Source organism: Pseudoalteromonas sp. S554 (assembly GCF_005930865.1).
In the GTDB taxonomy this organism is placed as follows: Bacteria; Pseudomonadota; Gammaproteobacteria; order Enterobacterales; family Alteromonadaceae; genus Pseudoalteromonas; species Pseudoalteromonas marina.
Genome location: NZ_PNDV01000069.1, coordinates 1 through 18,927, shown reverse-complemented (window position 1 = coordinate 18,927; position 18,927 = coordinate 1). Strand labels below are relative to the sequence as shown.

Below are 18,927 nucleotides of genomic sequence, written 5' to 3'. Positions count from 1 at the left end.
AAAAAATATCCAAACCATAATAAGCAGCTGGGCTGGCAATATTTATTTTCATGTTATAAAACTAGGGCCTGTTGACCTTTCAGGATTAAAATTTGTTCAATCTAGGGTCTATTTAATAGCGGCGAGAGGTTTATAACCTAGTGGGCTAAGTAAAAACTGAGCAACAAATAGTAAATTGCCCCTGGGCAGAACCCTTCGGGCAGCGCATGTTTGGCATATATTCCACGTTATCGCCTATTTATGGGGAATAACCACACTACATAGGCTCTGCCTTGCCTAAATACCAAGCACACTGCTGCAAATTTAACCTCAAAAGATAAACAGGCCCTGAGCCTTGATCATGAGAGTAAGCAATTAAGGCGCCATCATATTGATTAAAAGCAAGTACAACGCGCGGTTAAAAAAGCTGCTTTTGATGCACATATAAGTAAACACGTTACCCCACATACTTTGCGACACTCATTTGCTACGCATCTACTGCAACAGTACAAACACAGCTAGGTCACAACGATGTGCGTACAACACAAATAATACCCGCTGTATTGAATTAGTGAGCAATTATAGCGACAGATAAATAGCTCAGTAACAAGGCAAAAACTTAGTTATATAGTTTATCTACATGAGAATTTTTTAACGCAGTTAATGAGTTATTTAGAGCGCTAAAATGATTAACGTTTTAATACAGCGGGTATCCTACTCATGTACTACAACAAGCTGCCAACGGGGTTGTTAGCCCTTTTTCAAGATTATAAATCTCCCCGATTTAAAACAAAAAAGCACAGCCTATAAGCGCCATGCTTTTTAAATTCAAGCGTAAAAAACTTAATTTACAAACGAATACCGCCGTCTATTTCAACCACGCGACCGGTGAAAAAGTCGTTTTCGATTATGTACTGTGCGGTATGGGCAATTTCGTCGCTTTCACCTAAGCGCCCTACGGGTGTTACTGCCAGCATACGCTGTTTAGCTTCTGGCTTCATGGCGTCGGTCATGGCGGTGCTTATTACACCTGGTGCAATAGCGCCTACGCGTATACCAAAACGGCCAAGTTCTTTAGCCCATGTAGTGGTTAATGCCACTACACCGGCTTTTGATGCCGCGTAATTTGTTTGGCCTATGTTACCTGCCCGCGCTACGCTCGACATATTTACTATTACGCCGCCTTTGCCTGATTCAATCATGTGGCTTGCAGCTTCGCGCCCTGCTAAAAATACGCCGGTAAGATTAACGTCAATCACTGATTGAAATTGCTCTAGCGACATTTTTTTAACCACTTTTCCGTCTTTAGCTTTTATGAACATGCCGTCACGCAAAATACCAGCGTTGTTAATAAGCACACTAATGCGGCCAAAATCATTGTTAATAGTACTAAATACGCTTTCTACTTCACTTTCAACCGTCACATTAGCAGCGTAGCCTTTAATTATACCTTTTACGCCTTCAAGCTGGTTTAGTTGCTCGCATGCGTTGTTTAATAAATCTTGTGCCATGTCAATAAGTGCAATATTTGCGCCCATAGCTGCAAACTTTTGCGCCATAGCGAAACCTAAACCTTGCGCCCCACCTGTGATTACTACCGTATTATTTTTAATTTCCACGGTTTACTCCTACTTCGAAAACAATTTAAATATGGCGCTAAAGTCATCGCTGCCTGCACCTTGATGCTGAAGCATAGTGTACAAGTTTTTTGCCATTGAACCCATTGGCGTTGATGAATTACTTTGCTGAGCTGCTTCCATGGCAAGACCTAAATCTTTTGCCATCAAGTCAACCATAAAACCTGGCTTATAATTATTACTAGCCGGTGCTGTCTCCATTACATCTGGACACGGATTATATAACTCTAATGTCCAATTTCGACCTGAGCTTGCAGTCATAATATCGCTCAGCACTTTTGGATCTAACCCGTTATTAATACCCATTTGAATGGCTTCACTTGTGCCTGCCATTAATATGCTAAGCAGCATGTTGTTGCATATTTTTGCAACTTGACCTGCACCAATATCGCCAGCATGAAATATGTTTTTACCCATATCTACTAATACGGTATTTGCTTTTTCGAATGCGGTTTGTTCACCACCCACGATAAACGTAAGCGTTCCTGCCGTTGCCCCGGCTACACCACCTGAAACCGGTGCATCAACAAACCGTATACCTTGCTCGTCAAGTGCATTTCCAACAACGCGTGCCGATTCGGCATCAATTGTAGAGCAGTCAATCACTAAGGTATTTTTGCTTAAAACCTCAATTAGTCCATTGTTATCGTTATTACCTAAGTATAACGATTTAACATGCTTGCCTGCAGGTAACATGCTGATCAGAACGTCGGCATTGGTGGCACATTGCGCTGCATCAACGCCCGCTTTAGCACCCTGGCTAGCAAGCTCACTTACGACCGACTGGTTTAAATCAAAAACAGTGACTGTGTGCCCCGCTTTTACTAAATTTGCCGCCATAGGGCCGCCCATGTTTCCTAATCCGATAAAACCAATATTAAGTTTAGTCATCGTCTTTCCTTTATTTTTGTGTTGCCGTGTCTAGGCCATCAAGTGGGTGACTAGTGCCGTAACGATTATCAAAAAAGCTATTAACTACGCTACTTGGCACATCATGGAGTGTTGGGTATTGCCAATTGGGAGCGCCGTCTTTATCGATTAACAGTGCTCTAACGCCTTCTTGGAACTCACCTACTTCACCGGCTCTTACCGACATGCCTAGTTCCATTTTAAAGCAGTCTAAAAGGGTTTTACCTTCACTTGCTTTAAGCTGCTCACTGACCAATGCACAGCTGAGTGGGCACCCATGTTTTAACGATTTTTGCGCACGTTGTAACCACTTGTCGTCGGTGCTTAAGCTTAATAGGTAATCAACTTGCTCTTGCAATGAGGCAAAACTACCTAGTGTTTGAATTGTTTTTAAATTAGCGCTAACGTTCCCTATTGGCATATCGGCAGATTGCGCGTTTAACTCATTCAATAAATTAGTTAGCACCGTGTGGTTTTCGCTTGCACTCTTACTCCAGCTTGTAGCTAAAATAGTGTTTAGCATGTCGTTGTATTTACCGCTGTCAATAAAGTGATCAGCAAGTGATACAAAACATGCATCGTCGCAATTAATAGACGCTGACGTTAACCCTAAAAACAAGCCAACACTTTTGGGCATTTTATGCAAAAAATAGCTGCCGCCTACATCGGGGTATAAACCTATTGTTTGTTCTGGCATTGCAATACGTGAGGTTTCGGTAACAACACGGTGGCTTGCGCCAGCCATTAGCCCTAAACCGCCTCCCATTACAATCCCGTTTCCCCAAACAAGGATAGGTTTAACGTAGGTATGTATAAGGTAATCGAGCTTATATTCTTGGGTAAAAAACTCTTCAACTAAACTTGTTGGTTCACCTTGTGCCATTGCATGATGAAGACTTACTACATCGCCACCAGCACAAAACGCTTTTTCTCCTGCCCCTTTTAAAATAACCATTGCGATGGCATCGTCGTTTGCCCATGCCTTTAGTTGAGGAGTAAGCAATTTGATCATGTTAAAATTAAGCGCATTTAACGATTTAGGTGCGTTTAGTGTAATAAGCCCAATTAAACGGCCGTTGGCTGCGGTTGCCGTCTCAAAAAGTACTGAATCATCCGCTTTATTTAATAAGGTTAAATCACTCATTAGCCATTTACCCATTCTGCTTTGCGCTTTTCTAAAAAGGCATTTACGCCTTCTTTTTGATCATCAGTATCAAATAAACCAACAAATAGTTCGCGCTCTAATGGTAAAACGCTCGCCATGGGTTGGTGGCGCCCTTTTTGAATTAATGTTTTACATGCCGCAACCGAGCTAGGGCTTTGCTCGCTTACTTGGTTTGCAAGATTAAGCGCAGCAGCAAAACTCTCACCTTGGCCAACAACCTCCTCGACTAAACCAATGTGTAGTGCTTTATCAGCTTTTAAGCGCTCGCCGCACAAAATCATGCGTTTAGCCCAGCCTTCGCCCACTAACCATGCTAAATTTTGCGTGCCACCTGCACACGGTAATAAACCGACTTTTGCCTCAGGGAGTGCCATTTGCGCTTGTTGTTCAGCAATGCGTATATCACACGCTAATGCAACCTCTAAACCGCCGCCCATCGCATAGCCATTAATGGCAGCAACCGACACGCCTCTAAAATTAGTTAATGCTTCAAACGCTTCGCCAAATACACGCGACATGTCTGCAGCAATACCTTTGTCACCACTTGCAAATACATTAAGGTCGGCGCCTGCGCTAAAAAACTTATCGCCTTCACCCGTTAGCACTAAGGCATAAATGTTTTTATTGTTATTAAGCGCGTTAACTTTATTTTTTAAATCAATTAAGGTGTCTTTTGTCCAGGTATTCGCTGGCGGGTTAGACATTGTTAAAATAGCAACATGGCCTTCGGTTGTTAACTCAATGCTTGGTTTTGATTCAGACATACCGTGCTCCTTATAATATTTCGCTTGCTGATTCAGCTAAAATTCGACGCGCAATAATCACACGCATTATTTCGTTTGTGCCTTCAAGAATTTGATGAACGCGCACGTCACGTACATGGCGCTCTAGTGGGTATTCTTTTATGTAACCATAACCACCATGTATTTGAAGTGCTTCATTACACACTGTAAAACCAACATCGGTTGCAAAGCGTTTGGCCATAGCACAATAAGTGGTTTTTTCGCTGTCGCCAGTATCAAGTTTAAATGCCGCAAGCCTTACCATTTGGCGCGCCGCTACAAGCTCTGTGTTCATATCTGCAATTTTAAATTGCAAAGCCTGAAACGCAGCCAGCGGTTTACCAAATTGTGAGCGCTCTTTGAGGTATTCACGTGCTGTATTTAAGGCTGCTTGTGCGGTACCAATTGAACAGGTGGCAATATTAATGCGCCCGCCATCTAGGCCTTGCATTGCAAACTTAAAACCTTCGCCTTCTGCACCAAGTAAGTTATGTGCAGGAATACGAACGTCCTCAAAGCTTATTAGTCGTGTAGGCTGTGCGTTCCACCCCATTTTTTCTTCTGCTTTGCCGTATTCAACGCCTTTTGCATCGGCCGGTACAACAAACGCAGAAATACCCGCAGCGCCTTCGCCACCAGTGCGCGCCATGACCACTAGCACTTCGGTTTCGCCTGCGCCCGATATAAACATTTTAGAACCGTTAATAACGTATTCGTCGCCGTCGCGTACTGCTTTTGTTTTAAGTGAAGCTGCATCTGAACCAGAACCAGGCTCGGTTAAGCAGTATGATGCTAATAACTCACCCATAACTAATTGGTCTACATATTGATCTTTTATTGCGTCTGTACCAAAACTTGCAACCATCCAGGTAGCCATATTATGAATAGTTAGCATGGCAGTGGTTGCCGTACACCCTAGTGCAAGTTGTTCAAAAATAATGCTTGAGTCTAAACGTGATAAACCAAGGCCGCCCGCGTCCTCTGGTGTGTATAAACCACAAAAGCCTAACTCACCGGCTGCTTTTATCGTATCTTTAGGAAAAATATGTTCGCGATCCCATTTAGCCGCATGAGGTGCAAGCTCTGACTCGGCAAATTGGCGAGCAGTTTGTGCAAAGGCTTGTTGGTCTTCTGATAAGTTAAAGTCCATGATAGACCTCTTTAGTTGTGTGTTGTCGGTTTTCCCGTATTGGGATTGTGAGTGAAGAGCGGCGAAGGCATATTTATGTGTGTGAAAAACCTTCGCGCCCGTCTTTGTTATTATTTTTTGTGTGTGTTTATTAATTATTTTAAGTTAATGCTCATATTTGGGCCTGACGCTATATCGTCTTCAAACCAACGTGAGGTAATGGTTTTGGTTTCTGTGTAAAAACGAATACCTTGCTTACCATACGTATGAGTATCGCCATAAAAAGAGCCTTTCCACCCCGTGAATGAGAAGAACGGCAATGGCACAGGAATAGGAACATTAATACCTACTTGGCCTACTTCTATTTCGTGTTGGAATTTACGTGCAACTGCACCGCTTGAAGTAAATAGCGAGGTGCCATTACCGTAAGGGCTTTCGTTAATTAAGGCGATAGCTTCTTCTAATGTGTCTACAAACATACAAGCCAAAACAGGACCAAAAATCTCTTCTTTGTATAAGTCCATTTCTTTTGTAACGTCGGTAAATAAAGTTGGGCCAACCCAGTTACCTTGCTCGTAACCTTCTACAGTAAAGTCAGAGCCATCTATTAAACAGGTCGCGCCTTGTTTTTTACCGCTTGCAATAAGCGATAAAATTCGCTCTTTTGCTGCTTTTGACGTTTGTGGGCCGTAGGCTGCGTCTTTATCATCCCATAAACCTGGGCGTACTTTTTGAAAGCCTGCTTTTATTTCATCTACCCATTCACTTGCTTGACCGACAAATACAGCTACCGAAATACCCATACAACGCTGGCCTGCGGCACCAACAGATGCACCAACAAGGTTATTTACAACATGCGATTTACTCGCATCTGGCATAATTACCATATGGTTTTTTGCACCTACACAGGCTTGAACACGCTTAAGGTTTTGTGTGCCTTTTGAATAAATATAGGCACCTACACCACACGAGCCTACAAACGAAATAGCACGAACGGCTTTATCTTCTAATAACCGGTCTACCTGCGGTTTTGTACCATGTACAATTTGCAGAACGCCTTTAGGTGCACCCGCTTCAATAAATAGCTCAGCTAAACGCATTGGCGTTAGTGGGTCTTGCTCTGATGGTTTTAATATAAATGTGTTACCACATACTATTGCCAGTGGAAACATCCAAAGTGGGATCATTGCCGGAAAGTTAAACGGCGTAACACCTGCACATACACCCAACGGCTGCATGTAAGAATAAGTATCGATTTTGCGCGCTACGTTTTCCATTGTTTCGCCCATCATCAGCGAAGGTGCATTAGCTGCTTGTTCTACAACTTCAATACCTCGCCATACATCACCTTTAGCATCTTCAAAGGTTTTACCTAGTTCGTGGCAAATAATAGTGGCTAGTTCGTCATGGTGTTCTTTTAAAAGCGCGGCGTATTTCATCATAATGCGGGCACGCTCAGTAATTGGCACATCTTTCCATGTTTTAAATGTTTCAGAGGCTGAAGCAATTGCCGCATCCATTTCTTCATCGGTGGTACACGGAACCTGCGCTAAAACCTCTTGGTTTGCTGGGTTTATAACATCGATTAATTCTTTTGAAGCCGATTGAATAAATTCGCCATCTATTAATAGTGGAACTTGGTGCATGGTTAAATCCTATTGTATTAGTGTGTTAGTTTTAAAAATAACGCAGCTTTATTATTGTTATGTTGCTGCGTATTTTTAATGTGATTGGTACTTAGTAAGCTTCTACTGCCATTGCAACGGCTTCACCGCCACCAATACATAAAGAAGCAACGCCTTTTTTAAGGCCTCGGTTTTTAAGAGCGTGTATAAGCGTAACCAAAATACGTGCGCCACTGGCACCAATTGGGTGGCCAAGTGCACATGCCCCACCGTTAACATTTACTTTGCTTTCATCAAGCTTAAGCTCGTTTATTGCAAGCATTGTTACCATGGCAAAAGCTTCGTTAATTTCCCAAAGGTCTACATCAGTTGTTGTCCAACCGGCTTTTTCGAGCACATTGTTCATTGCACCTACTGGTGCTACCGTAAATTCGCTCGGTTTTTGAGAATGTGTGCTGTGCGCTACAATTTTACAAAGGGGTGTTAAACCGAGTGCTTTTGCTTTTGACTCAGTCATTAAAACGAGGGCTGCGCCACCATCCGAAATAGATGATGAGTTAGCAGCTGTTATAGTGCCGTCTTTTTTAAAGGCTGCACGTAAACTTGGGATTTTTTCTGGGCGTGCATTACCTGGTTGCTCATCAACCGATACCGTTACATCGCCTTTTCGTGTTTGAATTGTGTGCGGTGCTATTTCGTTTTCAAAGCTGCCGTTTGCAATTGCGGCATTAGCTTTACTTAATGAGCTGAGTGCAAAATTATCCATTTGCTCACGGCCAATGCCATATTCGTCGGCGGTATCTTGTGCAAAACAACCCATGGCTTTATTGTCGTATGCATCTTCAAGGCCATCACTCATCATGTGATCTTTGATTTCGCCATGGCCCATTCGCATTCCGCCACGCGCTTTTGGAATAAAGTAAGGGGCATTGGTCATACTTTCCATGCCACCAGCAATCGCTGTTTCTATAGAGCCTGCTTTAATTAAATCGTTAGCAAGCATGGCGGCTTTTAAACCTGAACCACATACTTTATTAATGGTGGTAGCCCCCGTGCTTAATGCTAGCCCTGCTTTTAACATAGCTTGACGAGCTGGCGCTTGACCTAAACCAGCAGGGAGTACACAGCCCATAATTACTTCGTCAATTGCATCGGTGTTTAAACCAGTTTGCGCTAATGCACTTTTAATAGCCGTTGCACCTAATTCAGTAGACTGAGCATCGCTTAGCCCGCCCATAAAGCCACCCATAGGCGTACGTTTTGCTGCTACAATTACCACTGATTCTAAAGACATAGCTAACTCCATTGTATTTAAGGGTAAATAGTTGTTAGAATATTTACTCTATTAATTGTGTTTTAAATTATTATTTAATAACCATACACAATACTAACGTTTACGCTAACGTCAACTAAAAACCGTTAAAATTATACTTTCTTATCTGTAAGGTTTCTTTGCCACCTTTGGCTCTTACAATCTAAGTTAAAATTAAGTCATTGTAATTAAATAATTTAAATTACAAATACTGCAAACCACTTCGCTTATATTTATTTCACACCAGCCAGCGCTTTACCTTTACGTAAACTTCACTTATATTGGAGTTATTCGAATGAGGTAATTACAATTATGAAACCAGATAATCAAACAAACTTTGCAAGTTCCGCCACTATGCCGACCAGTAATGAACAAACTTTTAGCATTAGCGATTTAGCTAAAGAGTTTGACATTACAACTCGCTCTATACGCTTTTATGAAGACCAAGGGCTTTTATCACCTGAGCGTAATGGGCAAACACGTATTTACTCAAAGCGCGACAAAGTGCGCTTAAAGCTCATTTTACGGGGTAAACGCTTAGGCTTTACGCTTGCCGAAACGGGCCGTTTGTTTGAACTGTACGACGCTGATAAATCAAGTGCTAAACAACTAGTCACTATGCTAGATCTGATTTCAGAGAAAAAAGCCGACCTTTCGCAGCAAATGGATGATATTAAAGTTGTCCTAATGGAACTGGTTACTGCGGAACGACGCTGTAGAGACACACTGAATAAAATAGACGAGTAGTTTATTTTTAAAATAAAAACACACTGATAACACACACTCACACAGGAATGAATCATGAGCACTATTTCACTTTATAAAGAGATGAACTTTGGTCTTGGCGAAACCGCCGATATGATCCGCGACCATGTAAATAGTTTTTCAAGCCAAGAAATTGCGCCACTAGCTGAACAAACCGACATTGACAATACATTTCCAAATCAACTTTGGCCGCAAATGGGCGAAATGGGCGTGTTAGGCATGACCGTTCCTGAAGAGTTTGGTGGTGCTGGCTTAGGCTATTTAGAGCATGTTATAGCAATGGAAGAAATTAGCCGCGCAAGTGCATCTATTGGCTTGAGCTACGGTGCGCATTCAAACCTGTGTGTTAATCAAATCAACCGTAATGGTTCACAAGCACAAAAAGAAAAATACCTACCAAAACTTATCAGCGGTGAACACATTGGTGCGCTTGCTATGAGTGAGCCTAATGCGGGCTCTGACGTGGTATCGATGAAACTTAAAGCTGAGAAAAAAGGCGATAAGTACATTTTGAACGGTAATAAAATGTGGATCACCAATGGGCCGGATGCAGACACACTGGTTATTTACGCTAAAACCGATTTAAACGCCGGTGCTAAAGGGATTACTGCATTTATAGTAGAGAAGACGTTCCCTGGTTTTTCAACCGCACAAAAGCTAGACAAACTTGGCATGCGTGGGTCAAACACCTGTGAGTTAGTATTTGAAAACTGTGAAGTGCCTGAAGAAAACATTTTAGGTAACTTAAACGAAGGCGTAAAAGTTCTTATGAGCGGCCTAGATTACGAGCGTGTTGTATTGGCAGCAGGCCCCCTTGGCATTATGCAAGCATGTATGGATATTGTTGTGCCTTACATTCATGAGCGTAAGCAGTTTGATACCCCAATTGGGCAATTTCAGCTTATTCAAGGCAAGATTGCCGATATGTACACACAAATGAACGCTGCCCGTTCATACGTTTACACGGTAGCTAAAGCCTGTGACCGCGGTGAAACTACACGTAAAGATGCTGCTGGCGCCATTTTATATGCCGCCGAATTGGCAACCAAAATGGCACTGGATGCGATTCAAATACTAGGTGGAAACGGCTACATAAACGAATACGCAACGGGTCGATTACTACGTGACGCTAAACTATACGAAATTGGCGCCGGCACGTCTGAAATTCGCCGCATGCTAATTGGTCGCGAACTTTTCACTGAAAGCCGCTAAGGATTAGATTATGACGATTTTAAAATCGAGCGTTAATCCACACGATCCTACTTTTGTGCAAAATCATAAAAACATGTCGGCGCTAGTGGATGATTTACGCGATAAAGTTGCCACAATAAGCTTAGGTGGTGGGACTGCTTTAAAAGAGCGCCACGAAGGTCGCGGTAAATTATTTGTACGCGATCGTATTAGTACGCTAATTGACGAAGGTTCACCATTTTTAGAAATTTCTCAATTCGCTGCATTTGGCGTCTATGAGCAAGCTATCCCGTGCGCAGGTGTCGTAGCTGGTATTGGCCGTGTAAAAGGCATTGAATGCATGATCATTGCAAACGATGCCACGGTTAAAGGCGGCACCTACTTTCCGCTTACTGTTAAAAAACATTTGCGAGCACAAGACATTGCAGATCGATGCCATTTACCGTGTATTTATTTGGTTGATTCTGGCGGTGCTAACCTACCTGAGCAAGATGATGTATTTCCCGATAAATTACATTTTGGCCGTATTTTTTACAATCAAGCTCGAATGTCAGGTAAAGGCATTCCTCAAATTGCAGTGGTAATGGGGTTATGTACTGCTGGTGGTGCTTATGTACCGGCTATGGCAGATGAAAGCATAATAGTAAAAGAACAAGGCACCATATTTTTAGCAGGCCCGCCGCTTGTAAAAGCGGCAACAGGTGAAGAAGTAACGGCCGAAGAGCTTGGTGGTGCTGATGTTCATTGTAAAACATCAGGGGTGGCTGACCATTTTGCTGAAAACGACGAGCATGCACTGTCTATTGCGCGCCAATGTATTGAACGCATTAATTACACACGCCCTACTGCACCGTTATTAAAAGATATAAAAGCGCCTCGGTACGATATAAGCGAACTTTACGGCATTGTAGGTACCGACCTTAAAAAGCCATTTGACGTACGAGAAGTCATTGCCCGAACAGTTGATGATTCATCGTTTGATGAATTTAAACGCTACTTTGGTGAAACGTTGGTAACTGGTTTTGCAAGCATTTACGGTAACCCTGTTGGCATAGTGGCTAATAACGGCATTTTATTCAGCGAGTCTGCTCAAAAAGGCGCACACTTTATTCAACTGTGTGCACAACGCAATATCCCATTGGTTTTTTTACAAAATATTACCGGCTTTATGGTAGGTAAAAAATACGAAGCCGAAGGTATAGCAAAACACGGAGCTAAAATGGTGATGGCGGTTTCGTGTGCCGATGTACCTAAATTTACGGTACTAATTGGCGGCTCTTATGGCGCTGGTAACTACGGTATGTGTGGCCGCGCATTTGAACCCACCATGATGTGGATGTGGCCTAATGCCCGTATTTCAGTCATGGGCGGCGAGCAAGCCGCAGGGGTAATGGCCCAAGTTAAGCAAGACGGCTTAGCGCGAAAAGGCCAAAGTATGACCGATGAGCAAATTGGCGAGTTTAAAAAGCCAATCATTGAGCAATACGAGGAGCAAGGCCACCCATATTATGCCAGCGCGCGTTTGTGGGACGACGGTATTATTGACCCAGCCGACACACGTAACGTATTAGGACTTGCCTTAAGTGCTGCTAAGAATGCACCAGCGCAAGATTCTCAATTTGGCGTATTTAGAATGTAACCGGAGCGCAGTAAATGTCAGTAACACTACAAATAACAAAATCTAATGTGGCTGTACTTGTTTTAAGCCGCCCTGAAAAAAGAAACGCATTTAATAGCGAAGTAATACACGAATTAATTCAATGCATTGAACATGCTAATACGCTCGATATAAAAGCGCTTGTGTTAAAAACAGAAGGCAAACACTTTTCAGCCGGGGCAGACTTAGCTTGGATGAAATCCATGGCTGATAACAATTACGCCGATAATCTGGCCGACTCTATGCAACTTGCAAAACTAATGCAGGTTTTAGCCACCAGCCCTCACCCAACCGTGTGTGCTGTTCAGGGCGCTGCATTTGGTGGTGCGTTAGGCTTAATTGCCTGTTGCGATATTGCACTGTGTAAAGATGATGCTCAGTTTTGCTTAAGTGAAGTGAAACTTGGGCTTATTCCTGCGGTAATTAGCCCGTATATAATTAAAGCCATAGGTGAGCGTGCTGCTCGCAGATATTTTTTAACTGCTGAGGTGTTTGATGCCCACACAGCCAAACAACTAGGATTAGTTCATCAAGTAACCGGCAATTTAGACTGTGCGCTTGATAACATGTTGCAAACACTGATTGATAACGGCCCTGTTGCAGTCAAAGCCGCTAAAGCTTTAATTAATGATGTAGCAAACAAGCCTATTAGTGAACAACTTATTGAGCTTACGGCCGAACGGATTGCAAAGATCCGTGTATCTGATGAAGGCCAAGAAGGGCTTAGTGCTTTTTTTGATAAACGCCCACCCGCTTGGCAACTGTAGGATTAATTATGAACACACACACTTTAAAAAAGATACTCATTGCCAACCGAGGTGAAATTGCGTGCCGTATTATGCGCAGTGCAAAGCAAATGGGGTTGACGACTGTAGCCGTTTATTCTGACGTCGACAAACACGCACAACATGTAAAAATGGCTGATGAAGCTTACCATATTGGGCCTGCTCCGAGTAAAGACTCGTACCTTGTAACCGATAAAATTTTACAAGTAGCAAAAAATAGTGGTGCAGATTGTATTCACCCTGGGTATGGTTTTTTATCTGAAAACAGCGAGTTCGCTAAAGCCTGTGAGGCTAACAACATTGCGTTTATTGGCCCACTTGCAAGCAGCATAGAAGCCATGGGATCTAAAACCCGCGCTAAAGAAATAATGGCTGAAGCAAATGTACCGTTAGTGCCAGGCTATTATGGTGATAATCAAGACCCTGCCTTTTTACAATCTGAGGCCGAAAAAATTGGTTATCCCGTACTGATTAAAGCGGCTTTTGGGGGCGGTGGTAAAGGTATGCGCGTTGTTGAGCAAGCTAAAGATTTTATGAGTGCTCTTGAAGGCGCACAGCGTGAAGCTATAGCAGGCTTTGGTAATGACTTAGTACTGCTAGAGCGCTATGTTAACCAGCCTCGCCATGTTGAAGTACAGGTGTTTGCAGATAATCACGGTAACTGTGTTTATTTAGGTGATAGAGATTGTTCTTTACAACGTCGTCATCAAAAAGTAATTGAAGAAGCGCCAGCTCCGGGTTTAAGTGACACATTACGAAAAGAAATGGGTGAAGCCGCAGTACGCTGTGCTTTGGCTATAAATTACCGCGGTGCAGGTACTGTTGAGTTTTTACTGTGTGGCGATGAGTTTTTCTTTATGGAAATGAACACACGCCTACAAGTAGAACACCCAGTAACCGAAATGGTAACCGGTGTAGATTTAGTTAATTGGCAAATCAATATAGCAGCCGGGGATACCTTGCCTTTAACGCAATCTGACATACAACTACAAGGCCACAGCTTTGAAGCGCGAATTTACGCAGAGGATCCAAGCAACGACTTTATTCCTTGTTCTGGCGTAATTGAATCGTTAAATACTCCGCTTAATAGTGAGTTTGTACGCATAGATACCGGCATTGCACAAGGCGATGAAATCAGCCCCTATTACGACCCAATGATTGCAAAGCTTATAGTACATGATGATAACCGCGAGCAAGCATTAGGGCGTTTACGCCAAGCTCTTGGGGAATTTCATTTAGCGGGTTTTAGTACCAACATTGGCTTTTTAAGTAACTTAGCTAATCACCCTACTTTTAACCAGGGCGCGCCAAGTACACACTTTATTGCAGAGCAAGGCGACTCTTTAGTTGCTGTTGATAGTGCGCTTTTACAATCTAGTGAGCTCATAGGTGCATTTGCGTACTTATGCTCTTTGAATAATGAGCAAGCTCAGCAAAGCAATGGTAGCCCTTGGCAGCAACTTAACGGATTTAACTTAAATTCTCCACGCATCATTAAAGTGCCCTTTAAAGATTTACAGCTGAGTGCGATTAAAACATCTGAAGGGTTCAACATTACCCATAACAACACGGTATTTAATCTTCAAGGGACAGTCATTAAAGGCGTTTGTACTGTATTTATTGATGGCAATAAGCATATTGCGCATGTCTCACACTGTAATGACGCTATTACGGTTATGAATAAAGCACTACAAATTAACCTTGAACTCATTAATAAACATTACATAAGTTCACATGAAAGTGATGCATTGCCACTAGCAGCACCACTCAATGGCACCGTGGTTAAACATTTGGTTAATGTTGGCAGTACGATTAGCAAAGGCGATCCTGTTGTGATCATTGAAGCTATGAAAATGGAATACACCCTCAATGCGCCACACGATGGCATTTTACAAAGCTATTGTTTTGGTGAAGGTGAATTGGTATCTCACGGTGCCCTACTCGCCATTGTTAAAGATACCACACAGCAGGAAGGTGTCTGATGAGTGCCTTTCCTGATTCAGTTCGTATTGTTGAGGTGGGAGCGCGTGACGGCTTACAAAGCGAGGGGGTGGTAAATACTCAGGATAAAATTTCACTGATTAATGCCCTTGCACAAGCCGGTTTAAAAGATATAGAAGCAGGTGCGTTTGTATCCCCTAAATGGGTGCCACAAATGGCAGATTCGGCAGATGTGATTAACGCACTTAACTTACCGAATATTAACTTAAGCGCGCTGACACCAAACTTGAAAGGTGCGCACGCGGCCCATGACGCTGGTATTAAAGAGTTTGCAATTTTTACAGCCGCAAGCGAGTCGTTCTGTAAAAAAAACATCAACTGCTCTATTGACGAAAGTATCACACGCTTCAGTGAAGTTATGAACTTTGCAAAAGAGCATAATATCCGTGTTCGTGGTTACGTAAGTTGTGTACTTGGCTGTCCTTACGAAGGAGACATAGACGCTAAGGCTGTGCTTGATGTAACACAAAAGCTATTAGATTTAGGCTGTTACGAAGTAAGCCTTGGAGACACGATTGGCGTAGGTACTGCAAAAAAAGTAACTCAACTCATAGAATTACTTTTAATGCACATAGACAGCAACCGGCTTGCAGTGCATTTTCATGATACCTACGGGCAAGCGCTCACAAATATTTACGCAGCGCTAAGCCTAGGAATATCAACGGTTGACGCAGCAGTTGCCGGCCTTGGTGGGTGCCCTTATGCTAAAGGCGCGTCAGGAAATGTTGCCACTGAAGATGTCGTTTACTTACTTGATGGCCTTGGCATAAACCATGGAATTGATTTACAAAGGCTTGTTGATGCAGGTTGGGCCATTACTGATGCGCTTAACAAAACGCCAGTAAGTAAAGTTTCTGTAGCGCTGCACAAAAAACAACAATGACACACTTACGTGTTAACTACTTTTTAGCCTATATATTACTTAAGTAAGTGTAAAACGAAGGTAAATAGTTAACAAAATTTAGCACACAATGAGGAGAGACTCATGGCCGGTTTTGATAAGGTGGTTTCAAGCTACGAAGCTGCAATGGAAGGGTTGAAAGACGGTGATACCATTATTGCCGGTGGTTTTGGTTTATGTGGAATACCTGAAGGTTTAATAAAGCAAATTAAAAAGATGAACACAAAAGAGTTAACCGTTGTATCTAACAACTGCGGTGTTGATGATTTTGGTTTAGGTATTTTATTGCAAGATAAACAAATAAAAAAAGTAATTGCCTCGTATGTTGGAGAAAACGCCCTATTTGAGCAGCAATTATTAAATGGCGAAATAGATGTTGAGCTTACGCCACAAGGAACACTTGCAGAAAAAATGCGCGCTGGTGGTGCCGGTATTCCCGCATTTTATACCGCTACAGGTTACGGTACGCCCGTTGCAGAGGGTAAAGATGTAAAAGAATTTGATGGTCGCCCTTACATTTTAGAAGAGTCTATCACGGGTGAATTTGCCATTGTGAAAGCGTGGAAGGCTGACCGGTATGGAAACCTGGTATTTAGACACACAGCAATGAACTTTAACCCAATGGCTGCAACAGCAGGAAAAATTACTGTGGCAGAAGTTGAAGAAATCGTCGAGCCGGGTGAACTTGAACCAAGCCAAATCCACACCCCTGGCATTTATGTAAATCGCGTGATTAAAGGTAACTTTGAAAAACGCATTGAACGTGTAACAACACGAGATTAAGCAGGAGCAAAGTAATGGCATTATCACGTGAACAAGTTGCAATGCGCGTTGCGCAAGAACTACAAGATGGTTACTACGTTAATTTGGGCATAGGAATTCCGACACTCGTCGCAAACTATGTACCTGATGATATTGAAGTTATGCTACAGTCAGAAAATGGCCTATTAGGTATGGGGCAATACCCAACTAAAGCTGAGCTTGATGCTGATATGATTAACGCGGGTAAAGAAACCGTGACAGCAGCCACAGGTGCTGCCATATTTAATAGTGCAGATAGTTTTGCCATGATACGGGGTGGTCATGTAGACTTAACAGTTCTTGGTGCTTTTGAAGTTGACCAGAACGGTAACATCGCGTCATGGATGATCCCCAAAAAGCTTATTAAAGGCATGGGCGGCGCAATGGACTTAGTTGCTGGCGCAAAAAATATAATTGTTACAATGACCCATGCCAGTAAGCATGGTGAATCTAAGCTTCTTGAAGCATGTAGTTTACCGCTTACCGGTGTAAATTGCGTAAAGAAAATAGTAACAGATTTAGCCGTTTTAGAAGTTAAAGACGGCGCATTTCATTTAATAGAGCGTGCACCTGGTGTATCTGTAGATGAAATTATTAGCAAAACAGCAGGTAAATTACTTGTTGACGGTGAAGTACCAGAAATGGTTTTATAAGATTATTATATAGTTAACTTTACCCTGTACCGACCTCATTCCCAGTGCCAATGGCGCTGAGTTACCCAAAATCCCTCGTAAGAGGGATTTTTTTTGCTTTCAATACTATTTTTATGGTTAATTAATACACGCTTAATAAATTATTATCTATAATAGATGCATAAATACTGTGTTATTTAGCTAGAGCTATTGCACTAATTTGTTGTTATGATGCACCAAAATTGTGAAGCTGCCCTATCAATATAATTAAGTTATTGATAGTATTGAATAATAACATTTGGATCGATATTTGCCTGTACAGGTAATCTAAACATTTAAACACTGGAAAACATGCAAACTCCTATTCGTGGTCTTCGTTCTTTTTGCTTTGCAGCAAGAAGCCTAAGTTTTAAGCATGCAGCCAATGAGCTGTACTTAACACCGTCGGCGGTAAGCCACCAAATAAAACAACTAGAAGAACAACTTGGTATAGAGCTGTTTCATCGTAAAACACGTTCGATTAGCCTAACTACGGCTGGAAAAAACTTTTTTGATGCGATCTCCCCTATCATTACTATGTTAGAAGGTACCATTAATGAGTTTAGTCAATTACAACAAAACACAAATATCACGATTACTTTACCCGAGTTTTTTGCCAGTGAATTGCTGATGCCAAAATTAAGCGAATGGACCACTCAGCATCCTAATATTAATTTGCAAATGGACACGCTTAAAACACGTAAAGAACTTACCCGCCATAGTGATTTGTCTATTGTGCTTTCGTCAAGTAAGCCAACTGAGGGCGCAGTCACTGAGCTATTTAATTTAGAATACATTCCTGCATGTAATAAAAAATTACTTGAACAATGGAAAAACAACGATTTACAAGCACTGAACCAAGTACCACTAATTTTACACAAAGCACGCCCTTGGGCATGGCACCAGTGGGCTGAAAAAGTGGGCATAGATGATTTTTCGCCTACGCAAATTATTCAGATAGATAGTATGTTTGGTGTTGCACGTGCCGCACAGCAAGGTATGGGGATTGCACTTATTCCTCTACCTATAAGCCAAAGCTGGTTAGACGAACAATGGTTATATAAATTGTTTGAACAGCCATTAACGACTAAAGATAAATATTATTTGGTTCAACACGACTCAAATGTAGCCAACCACCCTCTAGATCTGTTTGCTAAATGGGTAGTTGATACTTTTAGAAAAACACAAGAACAATAATTTTTAGTTCACACTTAGTTAATTTATTTACTGTATAAATCATAAAAAATTCACATTAAATTAATGAAAAAGCCAACTTATTATCAATGAGTTGGCTTTTTTGTTATTTAATTTTATGGTTTAAATTTTTTCACTTATCAGTTTTATTTTTATCGTTTGTTTGAATTTAGGAAACAACATAAAGTTTATTTAACGAAAACATTTAATGACTAATTGAGTTTTTATTTAAATAACTAAGTTTGAAACCAATTTAGTTTTTATGACTCAAATAAATGTATAAAAGAATCTTTATATTGTGTGTGAAGATGTTGTCAGTGTGAAAAACAGTTCAAGTTAGGTGGTGACTTAGTTTGGGCTGTTTTTATTCTCTCCAACGGCCACATAATATAAAAATCTGCTTTTGGCAGTAAACGAATCTTT

The 18,927-nt window shown here is 41.8% G+C and carries 16 protein-coding genes and 1 pseudogene; 10 read left to right on the top strand and 7 right to left on the bottom strand.

The annotated features are described in order from the left end of the window. Positions 1-327: 327 nt before the first annotated feature. Positions 328-551 (top strand): annotated as a pseudogene (locus CWB65_RS14925) (tyrosine-type recombinase/integrase); the annotation flags it as partial. A gap of 276 nt (positions 552-827) precedes the next feature. Here the strand turns inward: CWB65_RS14925 and CWB65_RS14920 are convergent. From CWB65_RS14920 to CWB65_RS14890, 7 genes are all read right to left on the bottom strand, one after another. Continuing rightward, complete coding sequence (locus CWB65_RS14920; protein WP_138740887.1) at positions 828-1,598, bottom strand: SDR family oxidoreductase; 771 nt, start codon at positions 1,596-1,598, stop codon at positions 828-830. 9 nt (positions 1,599-1,607) lie between these two features. Continuing rightward, positions 1,608-2,507, bottom strand: a complete 900-nt coding sequence (gene mmsB, locus CWB65_RS14915; RefSeq protein ID WP_138740886.1) for a 3-hydroxyisobutyrate dehydrogenase — start codon at positions 2,505-2,507, stop codon at positions 1,608-1,610. A 10-nt stretch (positions 2,508-2,517) separates the two neighbouring features. Beyond that, positions 2,518-3,669 carry an enoyl-CoA hydratase/isomerase family protein gene (locus tag CWB65_RS14910; RefSeq protein ID WP_138740885.1) on the bottom strand — a complete coding sequence of 384 codons (1,152 nt, stop codon included), beginning with the start codon at positions 3,667-3,669 and terminating at the stop codon, positions 2,518-2,520. After that, positions 3,669-4,454, bottom strand: a complete 786-nt coding sequence (locus tag CWB65_RS14905) for an enoyl-CoA hydratase (protein ID WP_138740884.1) — start codon at positions 4,452-4,454, stop codon at positions 3,669-3,671. Before CWB65_RS14905 ends, CWB65_RS14910 begins: the two co-directional genes overlap by 1 nt. A gap of 10 nt (positions 4,455-4,464) precedes the next feature. Next, positions 4,465-5,622 carry an acyl-CoA dehydrogenase family protein gene (locus CWB65_RS14900; RefSeq protein ID WP_039036937.1) on the bottom strand — a complete coding sequence of 386 codons (1,158 nt, stop codon included), beginning with the start codon at positions 5,620-5,622 and terminating at the stop codon, positions 4,465-4,467. Positions 5,623-5,756: 134 nt separating this feature from the next. Next, the gene (locus CWB65_RS14895) at positions 5,757-7,247 is read right to left on the bottom strand and encodes a CoA-acylating methylmalonate-semialdehyde dehydrogenase (protein WP_138740883.1); all 1,491 of its coding nucleotides are present in this window, start codon (positions 7,245-7,247) and stop codon (positions 5,757-5,759) included. Between the two features lie 91 nt (positions 7,248-7,338). After that, complete coding sequence (locus CWB65_RS14890) at positions 7,339-8,520, bottom strand: thiolase family protein (protein WP_138740882.1); 1,182 nt, start codon at positions 8,518-8,520, stop codon at positions 7,339-7,341. Between the two features lie 330 nt (positions 8,521-8,850). Between CWB65_RS14890 and CWB65_RS14885 the strand changes: the two genes are divergently transcribed. The 9 genes from CWB65_RS14885 (at position 8,851) to CWB65_RS14845 (ending at position 18,507) form a co-directional block, all read left to right on the top strand. Next, positions 8,851-9,285 carry a MerR family transcriptional regulator gene (locus CWB65_RS14885; RefSeq protein ID WP_138740881.1) on the top strand — a complete coding sequence of 145 codons (435 nt, stop codon included), beginning with the start codon at positions 8,851-8,853 and terminating at the stop codon, positions 9,283-9,285. A gap of 54 nt (positions 9,286-9,339) precedes the next feature. After that, on the top strand, positions 9,340-10,515 hold the full coding sequence (locus CWB65_RS14880; RefSeq protein ID WP_138740880.1) for an isovaleryl-CoA dehydrogenase: 1,176 nt from the start codon (positions 9,340-9,342) through the stop codon (positions 10,513-10,515). Between the two features lie 10 nt (positions 10,516-10,525). Further along, positions 10,526-12,133, top strand: a complete 1,608-nt coding sequence (locus CWB65_RS14875; protein WP_138740879.1) for a carboxyl transferase domain-containing protein — start codon at positions 10,526-10,528, stop codon at positions 12,131-12,133. A 14-nt stretch (positions 12,134-12,147) separates the two neighbouring features. Next, positions 12,148-12,918 (top strand): enoyl-CoA hydratase/isomerase family protein, encoded by a 771-nt coding sequence (locus tag CWB65_RS14870; protein ID WP_138740878.1) that lies wholly within the window; start codon positions 12,148-12,150, stop codon positions 12,916-12,918. A gap of 8 nt (positions 12,919-12,926) precedes the next feature. Next, the gene (locus CWB65_RS14865) at positions 12,927-14,918 is read left to right on the top strand and encodes an acetyl/propionyl/methylcrotonyl-CoA carboxylase subunit alpha (RefSeq protein ID WP_138740877.1); all 1,992 of its coding nucleotides are present in this window, start codon (positions 12,927-12,929) and stop codon (positions 14,916-14,918) included. After that, complete coding sequence (locus tag CWB65_RS14860) at positions 14,918-15,820, top strand: hydroxymethylglutaryl-CoA lyase (protein WP_138740876.1); 903 nt, start codon at positions 14,918-14,920, stop codon at positions 15,818-15,820. The genes CWB65_RS14865 and CWB65_RS14860 overlap by 1 nt, the downstream gene beginning before the upstream one ends. A 102-nt stretch (positions 15,821-15,922) precedes the next feature. Next, on the top strand, positions 15,923-16,621 hold the full coding sequence (locus tag CWB65_RS14855) for a CoA transferase subunit A (protein WP_006794184.1): 699 nt from the start codon (positions 15,923-15,925) through the stop codon (positions 16,619-16,621). Between the two features lie 14 nt (positions 16,622-16,635). Then, positions 16,636-17,292, top strand: a complete 657-nt coding sequence (locus CWB65_RS14850) for a 3-oxoacid CoA-transferase subunit B (protein WP_006794183.1) — start codon at positions 16,636-16,638, stop codon at positions 17,290-17,292. A gap of 330 nt (positions 17,293-17,622) precedes the next feature. Further along, a complete protein-coding gene (locus CWB65_RS14845) occupies positions 17,623-18,507 on the top strand; it encodes a LysR family transcriptional regulator (RefSeq protein ID WP_006794182.1) in 885 nt (294 codons plus the stop codon). Positions 18,508-18,927: the final 420 nt, after the last annotated feature.